Raw genomic sequence first — 14,888 nt, 5'->3', positions numbered from 1 at the left:
CTTTGTCGGCAGTGATACATTTCCGCCGCCGCATCGTTCGGAGAGCGTACATGAAACTCTCCATTCTGCTGCTGTTGCTTGCCGTTGTGCCGCTTTCTTCCGTGTCTGCCGCGGACAAGCCCAACATCCTCATTTTCTACATGGATGACATGGGCTGGGCGCAGCCCAGTGCTTATGGCGGAAAGATGGCCCCCACGCCCAACATGGATGCCCTGGCTGCGGGCGGTGTGCGTTTCACCAATGGGTACTCCTCCGGCTGCATCTGCTCCCCTGGGCGCGTCGGTCTCATGACGGGGCGCTATCAGGCGCGCACCGGCCACGATGCCAATCCTGGTCGCGCGGGCCGCGAACTTCTGCTGAGCGAGACGACCATGGCGCAGCATCTCAAGGCCGCGGGTTACACGACCGGAATCGTGGGCAAATGGCATCTGGGAGACAGCAGCGCGGAATACATGCCGACGGCACGCGGGTTTGACTTTGCCGTGGGTACGGTGGGCAATCTCGGCGAGGGCAAAGGGCCGGCGTTTTATCGCGGCAAAGAACTGGTGGAAGAGATGGCCGGGGCGCCTGTCACCTCGCCGGTGTTTGCACGGGAGTCTGCCGGCTTTTTGGAAGCGAACCGTGAGAAGCCGTGGTTTCTTTTCATGTCCTTCAATGCCGTGCACGCCCCGCACGTGGCTTCAGAAAAGTGGCTGGAGAAGTTCAAGGACCTGCCCAAGCATGATGCCGCGTATGCGGCACTGGCCGCCGAGGCTGATGAAGCGATTGGCACGGTGATGGCCAAACTGCGCGAACTCAAGCAGGAGGAGAACACGCTCATCTTCCTCATCAGCGACAATGGCGGTGCTTATCAAAATGCCGAGATGGGCGGGCTGCGCGGGCACAAGTGGTTCGTGTGGGAAGGTGGCATCCGCGTTTCCTGGCTGGCCGCGTGGAAAGGGCACATCCCCGCCGGACGCGTGAGCCATGAGCCGGTGATCCAGCTGGATGTGCTGCCCACGGCTCTCGCTGCCGCAGGCACTTCAGCATTCGCATCTAAAGGCGGGCAATTGGAACCTGTGGTGGACGGAGCTCACTCGATCGATGGTGTGAACCTCCTCCCTCTTCTCGAAGGCAAAACCGACAAGCTCGCCCCACGTGAGCTTTACTTCCGCTTCGGCGTCCAGCACGCGGTACGGCAGGGGGACTGGAAGCTGGTGAAAGCCAGCAAGGACATGCAGCCAATGCTGGTGAACCTGGCCACCGATCCTGGAGAACAAACCGATCTCACCGCCAAGGAGCCTGAGAAAGCCCAGGCGCTGCAAAAGCTCTTCGACCAGTGGAACGCCACCATGCAACCGCCACGCTGGGAGGATCAGCGCTGGAATGGTGAGGAGAACCGCAAGGAAGGGAAGAAGGAGAAGCGGAAGAAAAAGTAGCGGTGTCGCTTCATCCAGCAGAGCGCAGCGCGCCTGCACTCCCACAAGATTGGAATCCTAAGCGTTAAAAATTTCACGTTTCGTCTTGCCATTCCGGATTTGATTCGTTAAAAATATAACGAAATGTCCGACTCCATCCAGCTTTCCCGGCGCGAGCGCCAGATCATGAACGTCCTGCATGCGGAGGGCAGCGCCACGGTGGCAGCCGTGCAGGCGAAGCTGCCGGACCCACCTACTGACATGGCCGTGCGGCGACTCATGCACATCCTGGAGGAGAAGGGGCATGTGAAGCGTCTGCGCAAGGAGGGGCGCGAGGTCATCTATGCGCCCTCGCAGTCCAAGGCACGCGCAGGCTTGCAAGCGCTGAAGCAGGTGCTGGACACGTTCTTCGGCGGTGCGGTGGACGAGGCACTGGCGGCGCACCTCACGCGCAAAGATGCGGCGCTTACGGGTGAACAGGCGGAGCGCATCCAGAAACTCATCGACGAAGCGAAACGCGAAGGCCGCTGAGATGAAAACCATGTGCACCGCCTGACTCCTGATGAACACCAGCCCTATCCTTGATCTGCTTTCCCACACCGCGCTCAAGGGCGCGGTGGTTCTCCTCATGGCGCTGCTCCTCGGCCTGGCCTTGCGCAGGATGGCCGCTGCGCGCCGTTACGCTCTGTGGATCACGGCCATCGCCACGCTGGCAGTTCTGCCCCTGGCGATGTGGACGCTGCCTGCGTGGCACGTGCTGCCGAATGCCTCTGGAGATATGAACTGGCTGGTGATGGAGCCGGAGCCGGTGCAGGAAAATGCCGCATCCGTCCTGCCAACCGAGCACGTCACCGCCGTCGTGCCCACCGCCAGGGCAGTTCCGCCCACAGCACCGCAAATCGTGACGCCGCCGTCCTTCTCCTGGAATATTTCATGGCAGGATGTGGTAGGATCTTTGCCCGTGGTGTGGGTAATCATCGCAGGCATGTTGTTACTGCGCCTGGGACGCAGTGCCTGGAATCTGCACCGTTTGGAAGCTTCCCTGCGCCCGGGTGAGTGCGTCCTGCTGATTCAAGCCGCGCATGAGCTTGGCTTGAAACGAATGCCGCTCCTGCTCATCGGCCCCAGCGATTCCGTGCCCATGGTCTGGGGAGTGTTCCGGCCGCGCCTGCTACTGCCGCAGGAATTTGAAACCTGGAGCGCAGAGACACAACGCGGCGTGCTGCTGCACGAACTCGCCCATTTGAAACGCGGCGATCCCCTCGCCCTATGGGCTGCGCAATGGGTGAAGGCCCTGCATTGGTTCAACCCCCTCGTGTGGCTGACGCTGCGCCAGCTGCGTGCCGACCAGGAACGCGCCTGCGACGATGCCGTGCTGCGCCAAGGCGTGCGCGCCAGCGATTATGCGCAGTCCCTGCTGGATCTCAGCCGCCACAACCGCCTCGCGCCAGGGCTATCGCTTTGTGCGCTGACGATCACGCGCCCTGCTCCGGTCGAAGCGCGGGTAAAAGCCATCCTCGATCCCAAGCGCCGGCGCGAAGGCCTTACGCTGCGCTGGCTGGTTGGAATGGCTGCCTGCGCACTGCTCATCACCCTGCCGATGGCCATGCTACATGCCATCGATGGTCCCCCGCTGCGTGGGCGCATTTTGGACCGCAACGGTGTGGTGCTGGCGGAGAGCACGAAGGAAATGGCACGCGTTTATCCGTTGAAGGCGCTGACGGCGCATGTGGTGGGCTATACCGGGAAAACAGGGCCGCAGGATGCGACACCGACGGGACGATTCGCCCTCGAAAAGCAGCATGATGCGGTGCTGCGAAAAGGAAAGCACGTCTCCCTTACCCTTGATGCACGTGTGCAGTCACTGGCCACGCGAGCGCTGAATGAGAACATCCAGCGTGGGGCCATCGTCATCATGGATCCGGCGAGTGGCGGCATTCTCGCCTACGTCTCCGTGCCGTCCTATGATCCGAACCGCTTTATCCCCACGCTCAACGCGGCCGACTGGGAGAGCTACACGCGAGACAAGGATATGCCCCTCTTTGACCGTGTGAGCACCAGTCGTTCGGCGCCAGGAGCGGTCTTCCAGCCGATGACGGCACTGGCAGCGTTCGTGAGCGGAAAAAATCCCGGTACATACGAATGCGCGCCGCTGACCCGGGGGGCCGGTGGCGGTGTGCGATTTGCAAACACGACGAAGATTTGCCGCACCAGCCTGCTGGACGGAGCGGCCCATGGCCCCTTGACGCTGGAGCAAGCGCTGTCAAAATCCTGCTCCGGCTACTTTTTCCAGCTAGGCACGGAGACGGGCTATCCGGCTCTTCTGACCACTGCCGGTCATCTGGGCCTGCAGCGGGACACGGGCATTTTCGGTGCCAAGTCAGAGCCTGTGATGCCTGCGCAGGAAGAGATCGCAAAGACCCATTCCAGCCCGCGCCAGCTTACGGACATCACCACGGCCTTTGCCAGTGGAAACGGCAGCGCTGTATCCGTCCTGCAGATGGCCGTTCTTTATTCGGCACTCGCCAATGGAAAGGTATGGGATCCCACCCTTATCCGAAACGATGCAGGCCAGCCACGGCTGGATCTTCACAGCCTGCCGGGACTGCCTGAGGGCCTGGCGCGCGTGCGCAGCGCTTTACAGAATGCGGTGAATGATCCCAAGGGCTGCGCCCACGCCGCGGCCAGCGCGAAGGTCCAAATCGCAGCCTTGTCGGAGACGCACGTGACGGGACCGAAAGGGCCGCGTTCGGAGGTCTTCACCCATCATCACTGGGTCGGAGGCTACGTTCCCGCCGCCAAGCCCGCGCTGGCCTTTGCGCTGTACGCGGATGAGACCTCGGCAAATCGGTCAGCAGATCCTGCCAGGCTGGGACCCATCATCCGCCGCATCGTGGAAGAAACTCTGGCACTGCCAACGGATGGCAGTGGCGAGGTATTACCGGAGGAAGAACACCTCACCCCGCTGCAGCAGGCGCAGAGGCGGTTTGAAGCCAGGGCCGCTGAACTGAGGGCCATAGTCGAACGTCTCATCCCTGCCGCGGACACTGGATTTAAAGTGGACGAGATTACCACGCGCCATGGTCAGCTGCTTATTTCCGGCACAGCCTCCGGGATGCAGCAAGCGCTGGCGTTTCGTGAAAAAGTCGCCTCAGCCGCGTGGGGAGATTCACTCGAATGGACATTCCCGGTACCAAGGACTTTGAGCGATGGAAAGCGCGTGGAATTTAGGATTTTGGGAGAATTGAAACTGCAGGAGAAGAGCGCCGCACTCCAATTCGACTCCGCGGGCTCCGAGAGAGTGCGGCAGATCCACCAGCTAGCGGAGCAGTACGGCGTCCTCCTTAGAGAGCTCAAAAAAGAAGACGGGAAGCTGACTATGCGCGGTGATGGACCGCATGCGAACGCCGTGCTGACATTTCTGGACAAGATCAAACAACTGGAGCCGAAAAGCGAGATCCAGTGGGACATCCCACCTCCCACCATTCTGGCGGACGAGAGCGTGCGGTTTGAGATGCGCGCCGTGTATCCATCCAAGACACCGCGTGCATCACAGCCCACCGAGAAACCAGCAGCACCATTACCGACGAAACCTGCCAACGAGGCACAGGTCCGCCAGCGGAGCGACGCGGCCATCGGGATGTCTCGCTCACTGGCGGACCAATGGGCCGTGCTGAAAAAAGCCGGGCTTCTCGCGGATCTGCCCGCGGAAGCTACGGCGATCAGCGGCATTCAGAAGGGAAAAGGAACCTCAGCCTTTGAGGGCACCTTGGTATTCCGCTTCTCTGCACCCCGTGACGTAGCGCGCTGCTGGTTGCTCGCTTGTCTGTATCAGTCCAAACAGACGGAAGAAGCGCCCTTGCAGTGGCCGGATCCACCCGAGGCGTTCCAGCGTTCCTATGTGGCTGCGGGCAAGTGCGGGATCAACGTTCACTGCCCGGATGGCAAAACCGTGCACGTGACGGTGTCGAGATGGCAGAAACCGATCCTGATCGCGCCTGACGAGTCTCAACAGCCGCGACCGGCAGGCAGGCTGGCACCGGATTATCAGCAGGAGAATCTCACGCAGTTGGCGCCACCGCCGCCTACGTGGAATACCTCACTGCACCATCTGCGTTCTCAAGTTTATCCGGATGAGGAAAAGCCGCTGCCGTGGTTCATTTTTTCGCCGGTCCAGTTCAGTTTTCAGGCTTCAGATCCGCCCGCCCGCGACTTTTCGGACGACAATCTGCTGCTCAGCGTCACCCAAATAGGAAAGCGTGCGGATCAGAGCCTTCTTGTTCGGCTGCCGTTGCCGCGGTGATGATCACCGCGGGTGGATGCCTTCACAAATCTCCTCGATCACCTTCGCGTTGAAGGCGGGGATGTCGGCGGGTTTGCGGCTGGTGACGATGCCGTTGTCCACGACGACCTCTTCGTCCACCCACAGGCCGCCGGCGTTTTTCACGTCAGTTTGAATGGCGGGCCAGGAGGTCATGTGGAGGTTGTCCGCCAGACCTGCTTCAATGAGCAGCCAGGGGCCGTGGCAGATGGCGCCGATGGGTTTGCCGGCGCGGCCAAACTGGCGCACCCATTCGACTGCTTCGGGGGTGGAGCGGAGTGCATCGGGATTCATCAATCCGCCGGGCAGGACGAGGGCGTCGAAGTCGCCCTGCTGGGCATTGCGCAGTGGGATGTCCACATCGAATTCATCGCCCTTTTCGGCATGGCGCATGCCTTGGATTTTGCCTTTTTTGGGAGAAACAATGCTGACGGTCGCTCCGGCCTCCTGGAGGGCACGCATGGGTTCTTCGAGTTCAGACTGTTCAAAGCCATCCGTGGCCAGGATGGCGACGCGTTTTTCGGTCAGTGGTGTGTCGGAAAGTATTTTCATAGTACCCTTCGTTCGCGCACCACCGCGCTCCAGGTTATCAGGACCTGCCCTCATCCGCTGGTGAGGAGTCGTGAAGAGCTCATTCCAAAATCCCAAGCCAGGCCTGGCTGGTTTCGCCGGCGAGGGGGGTCTTGGCCAGTGTTTCGCCTTTGGCGCTGAGCTTGAGGATTTCCTTTGCTGTCACAGCCCACACACCGCCAGAGCGGTCTGCCTGCACCGCCAAAGCGGGGACGGGGCACTGCAGGAGAGTTTTTCCTTCCGGGGAAAAGTGTTCGAGCGAGCGTCTGAAATTCACCATCCAGACGCTGCCATCCTGCGGATTCACGGACAGGCAGAAGGGGCCCAGCACGCCGGTGGAAACGGCCGCAAGCTGCCTGCCTTCGCGGTCAAACTTGAGAAGCTGATTCTTGCTGCCTTCCACGTTGGGGTGCTCGCGTGCTGCGATCCACACAGCACCGCTCTGCGGATCGACATCCACACTCACACCGCACCAGGCGGTGACGTGCTGCGAAAGATCCACGAAGCTGTCAGTCGCAAAGATTTTATACAGCTGTCTTCCCACAACCCAGAAGGCGTTCTCTCTGCCGCTGAAAACGATGTCCACGCCGCTGGCGGCGTAGGTCATGATCTCGGTTCCCTTTTCGTCAAAGACCACGGTCCTGCTTTTGGTAAAGTCACCGGTCTCTGACACGATGGCCCAGACATGGCCGGACTCCGGATGCACCGCGATGGCTCCGCAGCCCTTCGCGGCAATGGTGGCGGTTACCTTGCCATCGAGATCGTACCGCTTGATGCAGCCGCCTACGTTTTCGGACACCCAGACGCACCGGCGCTGCGAATCGGCCGCGATCAGATGATGGCTGCCTACCGATTCACACACGTTGATGCCAGTGACCCGAAAGCCTTGCGTTCCCGCGGCAGACACGAAGGTCAGGTGGTCCTCGTACTTATCTTTGCCCTCATATTTTTTGTCGCAGTCATCGAGCACCAAAATGCCCCGTGGCATGGCGGACTCTGCAAGCAAAGCGCCTCCTGACAATGAGCCCAGCGCCATGAGGAGAAGAGTCGTGCAGATGCGGTGGGGCATGGGAGAGAGGGGCTGAGTGCGTGGAGAGAGTGGAAGGTGTCCCTCCCATGGCCACGAGCAAAACGCGCCGCGTGATGCGATTGTTAGAGCGGAGCGAGGCCCAGGTGGGCGAGGACCCGCGCGCCCATGTTTTCGATGGAAAAATGCTCCGCCACCTTGCGGGAGCCGCGAGCGAGTTCCTCATGCAGCGCGTCGTTTTTCACCAGGCTCTCCAGCTGCGCGGCCAGCGATCCTGTGTCCCAGCAGGCAAAGGTCATTCCGCCTTTGTGCCCGCCGGCCTCGATGAGTTTGGAGATGCCGCCGAGATCCGGCACAAGCACCGGAGTTCCCTGGGCCATGGCCTCCACGGGCACCATGCCAAAGGGCTCCTGATGGATCGAGGGATACACGACCGTGCGGCTGGCCCGAAACAAAGCGGAGCGAATCTCGTCGGACACGAAGTCTGACATCAGAGGTTTGATGCGCAGATGCTCCGCAATCTGGTCGCAGGCGTGAATGTAGTTTTTGCCGAAGGCGGTCGGACCGCACAGCGCCAGCTGGACGTGAATGCCGCGCTCCTCCAGCAGGCGCACAGCATAGAGGAGGAGATCGAGACCCTTCTCCGCATCGCGGCGCCCCAGGTAGGTCACCAGGGGCAGGGCGGGATTGTATTCGGGGAACTGGCGTGCGACGAGCTCGCGTGCACGGTCCAGAGCAAGGGGTTCTCCGACGGGAACACCGGGTGGAATGCTGGCCACCTGGGAGGGCTTCAGGCCGATCTCCCGCTGAATCCGTTCGGCGTACGCATCGCTGACGGCCACGGCGGGCCAGCCGGAGTGCGCCACTGCTTCTGCGAGCTTGTGATAGAGCCTTTCCTCCAGGCCGATTTTGCGGGCGAAGTTGGCGTAGATTTCGTAGCCCTGAAAGGTGACGACGTAGCGCGGCTTTCCACGGGTGAGGTCGCGCGCTTCCTTGGCAAACAAGGCCAGCATTTCGAGGTTCGGCAGGAGATGGGTGACTCCGGTCTGCTCCAGCTCTTTGGCGAAGGTTTGGATGAGGCTGCGGTCGCGCTCCACGCCGCGGCAGACGTGGCGCAGCACGGAGGTCATCTGACGCTCCATGAAGCCCGGGACGGTCTGTGCCACCCAGTCACGGAACTTGGCCGGAAACAGCCGGTGCGACAGCCTTCCCACCGCATCTTCGATGGCGAACCATCCCAAGCCTGCATAGCGCGACCAGCTGAACAGCCAGTGCTGCGTGATCCGCCGGTCCAGCACGGCATCATTTGGACGGTCAAAGGCCCACCAGGCGTGCACACGGTAGCCGCGGCGGGCCAGTTCATTCGCCAGCCGGATGTCTCGCACCTGGGCGCCCACCACAGCCCCACCCACCAGGATGAAACCAAACACCGGCTGTTGGTTGGAGGAGCCGGGATCGGAAGGGGTTGGAAGCGGTGAAGAAGTGGAAATGGCTTTACGAAGTTGTTGGGGGAACCAGCTACTGTTTCAGCAAGCCGCTGTCCGTCAACCACTCCGTGAAACGAGTGGGCCAGCGGGAGGCAGCCGTGGGCTTGGCATCGGGTTTGTACCCGAAACCGTGGCCTGCATTGGCAAAGATGTGCATCTCCGCCTTCACGCCGGCGGCCTTATACTTCAGGTAGAGGGTGGCCATGCCTTCGGAGATGTCAGGACGGTCGCTGTAACCAGCGGCGATGAAAAGCGGCGGCATGCCCTTTTTGGCGTCGAAGAGGCCGGAGGTGCCGGGGTAAATGAGGCCCTGAAAATCCGGGCGGCTGCTTTGCTGCTCGACGGTGTCGGCGGATTCCTTGATGCCGGGGTCGTTCGTCATGGCGGCGAAGGCGGCCAGCTCGCCCCCGGCGGAGAAGCCGAGGATGCCAATGCGGTCCGGCTGAATGTGCCACTCGGCGGCGCGGCTGCGCACGGTGCGGATGGCGCGGCGGGCATCTGCCATGGCGTGGTCTTGAATGGTGTAGGTGCTGCCAGGTTCTCGGGCCAGGCGGTACTTCAGCACAAAGGCGGCGATGCCGTGGTCGCGGAACCATTCTCCCAGCGCGTAGCCTTCATGGCCGAGGCAGAGCTTTGAGTGGCCGCCGCCGGGGCAGATGATGACGGCGGTGCCAGAGGCCTTGTCGGCCGCCGGGAGGAAGGGGGTGATGCTGGGGTTGTGGACGTTGCACACGTTGCTGCCGTCGATTTTTTCGGCCTCAACGGCACGGGCTTCGGAGCCGGGCGCTCCTTTGGGCCAGAGAGGAAGGGCGGCCGGGGTGTCTGCGGCGGAGCCGAGGGCGAAGGGCAGAAACAGGGAGGCAAGGAGGAGGCGGGGCATGGGCGGAATGTAACGCTGAGAAAGCCGAAGTTTACGCGAAATGATCGACTGATTGACAAATCGCAGAGTCCCGCTAGTTTCGCGCCCCCTTTTCTGGGGAGGCCGTGATTTGTCCGGTCTGAGCTTTCCATTTCGACTTTCACCACCCCACACGCCCATGCCAAAGACATTCAGGACCTACCAGCCTTCCAAGCGCACGCGCAAGCAGCAGTTTGGTTTCCGCGCCCGCACGAAGACCGCGAATGGACGCGACATCCTGCGCCGCCGCCGTCGTGCCGGACGCAAGCGTCTCCTGCCGAAGGGCGTGGAACTGCACTTCAAGCGCCACACCCAGCAGCACTCCTAATCCTGCTGCGGCGCGCTCCTGCCCATGCGCCTTTCCTCAAACCTGCGGATGAAACTCGCGAGCGACTTCGCTCGTGTGAAATCCCAGGGCAGCAGCCAGGCCGGAAAATATCTGGTGCTGGGTGCTCTGCGCGTGGAAGCGCTGGCGGAGTTCCAGTTTGGCCTCATCACCGGGGGTAAACTGGGCAATGCCGTGGTGCGGAACCGCATCCGCCGGCTGCTGCGCGAGATCGTGCGGGCACACCGTGCGGAGATCGCTCCGGGCTGGCAGATGGTGATCATCGCCCGCTGGCGTGCCCCTCAGGCCACGCTGGCGGAACTGGAAAATGACTGGCTGCGGCTGGCGCGGCGTATGAATCTGCTCACCCGGAAGCATCCTGCCCCGCCCGCACCATGAAATGGCTCATCCGAATCCTCATCCGCGGCTACCAAGTGTTCCTCTCCCCCGTCATTCACGCCATTGGCGGTCCCGGCTCCGGATGCCGCTACACCCCCACCTGCTCGCGCTACTTTCTTGAGGCGGTGGAGACGCACGGTGTGCTGCGCGGCTGCTGGCTGGGCTTCTGCCGCATCGGCCGCTGCCACCCCTGGGGCGGGCATGGGCATGATCCTGTGCCGGAGAAGAAATGACGAAAGCCGGATGCGAATGACGAATTTTTCTCAACAGTGTAATCGCAGACACGCCCCTCATCCGGCATGCGTCCTGCCGCATTCGTCAATGTCCGCCGGCCTGTCTCCCGCGCTGCCCTCCAAGGCCCGCCCTTTTAAAAACCTCTCTCTTACCCCAAGCTAAAATTTCATGGACCGCAAAAGTTGGATCGTCGTGACGCTGTGCGTCATCCTCATGGGAGTCAATTTCCACTACATGCAGGAAAACCAGAAGCTGGAGCAGGCCGAGGCGGCCCGCAAAAAGCAGGAAGAACTGGCCAAGAAACCCGCCGCAAACTCGACGCCTGCCGCCAACGCAACCGCCGCAGGCTCCACTCCCGCCCTTGGCACTGGCACTGGCACTGGCACTGGCACCACGCCGCCTGCCGCTCCCGCCGCACCGGTGCTTCCGGAGGAGACACACTCCCTGAAAGTCGGCACCGTGACGTATGAACTGACCACCAAAGGCGGCGGCATCGCCCGTGCGGCGCTGGCAGGCACTGACCGGGTGGTGCTGAACAAGGACGGCCTGGAGGCCATCGGCGCCCTGCGTCGCGAACCCGCCGGACTGGATGCCATCCCCTACAAGCTGACGGCCAAAAGCGACAAGAGCGCCACTTTTGAAGGAACGACCGCCGAAGGCGTCGTCGTCACCAAGACCTACTCGCTGAGCGAAGGAGACAAGAGCGACGAGCATCTTGTGAATCTGGAGATCACGCTGAAAAACACCGGCACGGCCCAGCACCGCTCCGAGGAATACTACCTCTACGCCGGTGCCGCCACCGCGCTGAAGCATGATGAGGCGCGCTACGACGGCTTCTTCTGGAACAACGCCGGAGACACGGGTTACGAGCTTTCGAAATACTACAACAAGGGCTTCTTCAGCGATGCTCCCACCGAGTACCGCCAGCCCTACAACGCACTGCAGTTCAGCGGTGTGATGACCCGCTTTTACACCCATATCCTCACTCGGATGGCCAAAAAGCACGCACCTGCCAAGTTCTGGTCCGGACGGCGCAAGCTGGCACAGCCGATCGACGCGGCCAACATCGGCAAATCTGGCATCGATGACTACACCTACGACGCCTCCATGGGCCTGCCTACGGTGGATCTCGCGCCGGGTGCCTCGGTGACGGAGTCGTATCAGATCTACCTCGGGCCGAAAGAGTATGACCGCCTCAACCACATCGGAGAGCAGCGCAGTCAGGCGATGTTTTACGGTTTCTTCAAATACGTCAGCATCGCGCTTTCCAAGGTCATGCGCTGGATGCACGACCTCAGCGGCAGCTGGGGCCTGGCGGTCATTCTGCTGACGATTTTTGTGCGCCTCTGCCTCTGGCCCATCCATGCCAAGTCCACCATGACGATGAAGCGCATGGGCCTGCTGGGTCCGAAGATGAAGGAGCTGCAGGAGAAGTACAAGGACAACCCCCAGCAGCAGCAGATGGAGGTGATGAAGCTCTACAAGGACTATGGAGTGAACCCGCTCGGAGGCTGTTTGCCGCTGCTGCTGCAGTTCCCCATCTTCATCGGTCTTTACAGCGTGCTGGAGGTGGCGGCGGAACTGCGCGGCCAGTCCTTCTGGTGGGTGCGCGACCTCGCCGCAGCGGACACTCAGGGCAACGTCTGGGGCTTCAACATCAACCCCCTTCCGCTCATCATGGGCCTGACCATGGTGGCGCAGATGAAGCTGACGCCGCAGCCAGCCACGGTGGACAAGACGCAGCAGCGCATCTTCATGATGATGCCGCTGTTCTTCCTGTGGATCAGCTATGACTTCGCGGCAGCGCTGGCCCTCTACTGGTCCACGCAGAACATCTTCAGCATCTTCCAGACCCGCATCATGAAGCTCTACATGCCGGAGCCTAAGCTGGAAAAAGTCTCGCAGAAGCCGGCCGCCAAGGCCGCTCCTTCCCAGAGTGCCTTCTTCAACGCAGGCACACCTTCCTCCGAGAAGAAAAAAGGCCCGAAACCACCCCGTCTGGGAGGCTAGAGACCCATGACCCCCCTCGAACACTCCCGCCACATTCTTGACTCCATGCTTGGCTACCTGGGCTTTGCGGTCCAGATCGAGGAGGACAATGGTCCTGACGGCCCCACCTTGCAGGTGCTCACTGATGAGTCGGACGCACTCATTGGCCGCCGGGGCGAGACGCTGGAGGACATCCAATACCTGGTAAACCGGGTGCTGCAGCGCCACATCAAGGACGCACCGCGCATCCGCGTGGATGTGGAATTCTACCGCTCCATGAGGGAGGACAAGATGGTCGCCCGCGCGAAGGAGCTGGGGGACCGCGTGCGCGCCACGGGCCAGAGCGCCGACCTGCCGCCGATGAACAGCTACTACCGGCGCCTGGTTCACAATGTGTTTGTCAACGACCCCGAGGTTATGAGCGTGAGCCAGGAGGGCACAGCGCGCTTCAAGCGCATCGTACTCCAGCGTCGCAACAAATAGCTCAGCTCCGCTGGTGCAGCCGGAGGAAAATCAGCTTCGTTCTTTACTCGTGGTGTGGTTTTGAGTTATTTCTCGAAACCCGCCCAAATTGGCGCGTCGCCGTCAACTCTGACTCATCTCTATTCCACCCCGTACTCCCCATGAAATTGAGCCGTTACCAATCTGCCGTCCTTGCCCTGGCTTGCAGCGCCGGATTTACACACGCCGACGTCGTGACCCTGAAGGACGGTAAAAAGCTGGAAGGCACCATCACCGCGGAAACGCCCACCTCCATCCACATGCGGTATCGCCTGACGCCCAAGATCTGGGACGACAAGGACATCCCGCGCTCTGAGATCGCCGAAGGCGGCATCGTCAAACAGAAACCGGAAGAGGTGGAGATTCTCGAACTGCGCAAGTATGTGCCAACTCCGGACCTGCTCAGCGCGGAGAAATACGAGCAGCTCATCCAGGACCGGCTCCGCCCCTTCCTGAACCGCTACCCCGGCACCAAGGAGGCCGCGGAAGTGGAGAAGATGATGACGGATGTTTTGGAGGAAAAGGAGAAGGTCGTGGCCGGCGGTGCCAAGCTCGAAGGCAAGTGGCTCAGCAGGGAAGAAGCCAAAGCGGAAAGTCTCAACATCAAGGCGTACGCCGCACGTTCCGCCATGCTGGAAAAGATCGAAGCCAAGGACTACACCGGGGCACTGCAAGAGTTTGACAAGTTCAAGGATCCCAAGACCTCCTTTGCTGCGTCCGTCTATTATCCCAAGGCAGTCGAGGATATCCTGGTGGTGATCGATAAATACCAGAAGCAGCTCGAGCAGATGGTCCGGGAGCAGCCTATCCTGCAAAAGACGCGCGAGGACAGCATCAAAAAGCTCATCGAGCCCGAACTCACGCGTCTGAAGGACGCAATCGCGCGTGAAAAAGACAATTGGAAAACCACCTACGACCAGGAGCGCAAGACCACCAAGTGGTTCACGCCCTACAAGTATGATTTGGAGAGTCTCAAGGCGCTCTCAAAGTCCCTCAACGATGAGAAGGAATACCTGAAGGGGCTGGATCTCGTCGCGATCACCAAGGTCAACGAGGCCATCGCACGCATGTTGCGGGCAGACGCCAAGGCCGGCAAGGACAAGGCTGAGCTGACCAAGTTGGGAGAGGCCATCGTGGAAGGTGAAACCGCCGCGGCCGGTGCCGATGCGACGAGCAAGCAGTTCTACAAAACCGTCTTTACCGCCTACCGCGAACGCCACGCCTATTTTGCCCAGATGCTGGCTTCCGCGGCGCCCGCAGAGGCGCAACCCGCCGTCACAGGCGCTGCCGGTGGCTCCGCCGCCATTTCTGGCACCGCGACTCCTGGCATGGACTCCAAGGTGGCAGCAGCCCTCGCCGCAGCTTCCGGTGGTGCGCCGGCTCCTGCGACTCCGGCTCCAGGCACACCTGGTGCTGTCGGAACCGTGCCCGGTGCTCAGCCCGGCATGGCGCCTGGAGTCGTCCCGGGTGCGCAGCCTGGAGTTGTTCCTGGTGCGCAGCCTGGAGTTGTTCCTGGTGCGCAGCCTGGCATGGTCCCCGGAGCACAACCCGGTATGGCTCCTGGCACTTACGCGCCACCGCAGCAGGCGATGCCTGCCGCACCCGCCGCGCCTGAAGAGGAAGAAGGCATGAGCACCACCACGATGATCCTCATTGCCGCCGGTGTGGTCGTCCTTGTGATCCTGCTCACCATGCTGGGTGGTGGCAAAAAGAAGAAGTAATCCCATTTCCTGCCATGGA

12 protein-coding genes and 1 pseudogene are annotated in these 14,888 nt (G+C 61.5%); 9 read left to right on the top strand and 4 right to left on the bottom strand.

The genetic code is table 11. The features are described 5' to 3' along the window. Positions 1 to 50 precede the first annotated feature (50 nt). From ACILSR_RS25575 to ACILSR_RS25565, 3 genes are all read left to right on the top strand, one after another. A complete protein-coding gene (locus ACILSR_RS25575) occupies positions 51 to 1,418 on the top strand; it encodes a sulfatase-like hydrolase/transferase (protein WP_395752649.1) in 1,368 nt (455 codons plus the stop codon). 123 nt (positions 1,419 to 1,541) lie between these two features. After that, positions 1,542 to 1,928, top strand: a complete 387-nt coding sequence (locus ACILSR_RS25570) for a BlaI/MecI/CopY family transcriptional regulator (RefSeq protein ID WP_395752648.1) — start codon at positions 1,542 to 1,544, stop codon at positions 1,926 to 1,928. A 31-nt stretch (positions 1,929 to 1,959) separates the two neighbouring features. Beyond that, positions 1,960 to 5,700, top strand: a complete 3,741-nt coding sequence (locus ACILSR_RS25565) for a M56 family metallopeptidase (protein WP_395752647.1) — start codon at positions 1,960 to 1,962, stop codon at positions 5,698 to 5,700. Positions 5,701 to 5,703: 3 nt separating this feature from the next. Here the strand turns inward: ACILSR_RS25565 and ACILSR_RS25560 are convergent, their stop codons facing one another. The 4 genes from ACILSR_RS25560 to ACILSR_RS25545 all read right to left on the bottom strand — a co-directional run bounded on the left by ACILSR_RS25560 (position 5,704) and on the right by ACILSR_RS25545 (position 9,682). Further along, positions 5,704 to 6,270 (bottom strand): type 1 glutamine amidotransferase domain-containing protein, encoded by a 567-nt coding sequence (locus ACILSR_RS25560; RefSeq protein WP_395752646.1) that lies wholly within the window; start codon positions 6,268 to 6,270, stop codon positions 5,704 to 5,706. A gap of 79 nt (positions 6,271 to 6,349) precedes the next feature. After that, positions 6,350 to 7,357, bottom strand: a complete 1,008-nt coding sequence (locus ACILSR_RS25555) for a hypothetical protein (protein WP_395752645.1) — start codon at positions 7,355 to 7,357, stop codon at positions 6,350 to 6,352. An 83-nt stretch (positions 7,358 to 7,440) separates the two neighbouring features. Beyond that, positions 7,441 to 8,745: a glycosyltransferase family 4 protein gene (locus tag ACILSR_RS25550; protein WP_395752644.1), complete on the bottom strand. Its 1,305-nt coding sequence runs from the start codon at positions 8,743 to 8,745 to the stop codon at positions 7,441 to 7,443. Positions 8,746 to 8,833: 88 nt separating this feature from the next. Continuing rightward, a complete protein-coding gene (locus tag ACILSR_RS25545) occupies positions 8,834 to 9,682 on the bottom strand; it encodes an alpha/beta hydrolase (RefSeq protein WP_395752643.1) in 849 nt (282 codons plus the stop codon). A gap of 157 nt (positions 9,683 to 9,839) precedes the next feature. Here ACILSR_RS25545 and rpmH point away from each other — a divergent pair. The 6 genes and pseudogenes from rpmH to ACILSR_RS25515 all read left to right on the top strand — a co-directional run. Continuing rightward, positions 9,840 to 9,974: pseudogene (gene rpmH, locus ACILSR_RS25540) on the top strand (50S ribosomal protein L34); the annotation flags it as partial. Between the two features lie 78 nt (positions 9,975 to 10,052). Beyond that, the gene (gene rnpA, locus ACILSR_RS25535) at positions 10,053 to 10,424 is read left to right on the top strand and encodes a ribonuclease P protein component (RefSeq protein WP_395752642.1); all 372 of its coding nucleotides are present in this window, start codon (positions 10,053 to 10,055) and stop codon (positions 10,422 to 10,424) included. After that, entirely contained in the window at positions 10,421 to 10,657 is a 237-nt protein-coding gene (yidD, locus tag ACILSR_RS25530; protein WP_395752641.1) for a membrane protein insertion efficiency factor YidD, read from the top strand. Before rnpA ends, yidD begins: the two co-directional genes overlap by 4 nt. Before the next feature lie 169 nt (positions 10,658 to 10,826). After that, positions 10,827 to 12,668, top strand: coding sequence for a YidC/Oxa1 family insertase periplasmic-domain containing protein (locus ACILSR_RS25525; protein ID WP_395752640.1), 1,842 nt, complete (start codon positions 10,827 to 10,829; stop codon positions 12,666 to 12,668). Between the two features lie 6 nt (positions 12,669 to 12,674). Beyond that, positions 12,675 to 13,130, top strand: coding sequence for a protein jag (locus ACILSR_RS25520; RefSeq protein ID WP_395752639.1), 456 nt, complete (start codon positions 12,675 to 12,677; stop codon positions 13,128 to 13,130). Between the two features lie 140 nt (positions 13,131 to 13,270). Next, positions 13,271 to 14,869, top strand: coding sequence for a PTPDL family protein (locus ACILSR_RS25515; protein WP_395752638.1), 1,599 nt, complete (start codon positions 13,271 to 13,273; stop codon positions 14,867 to 14,869). Positions 14,870 to 14,888: the final 19 nt, after the last annotated feature.

Source organism: Prosthecobacter sp., from assembly GCF_044222565.1.
Classification (GTDB): Bacteria; Verrucomicrobiota; Verrucomicrobiia; order Verrucomicrobiales; family Verrucomicrobiaceae; genus Prosthecobacter.
This window is presented reverse-complemented; position numbering and strand designations above follow the sequence as displayed.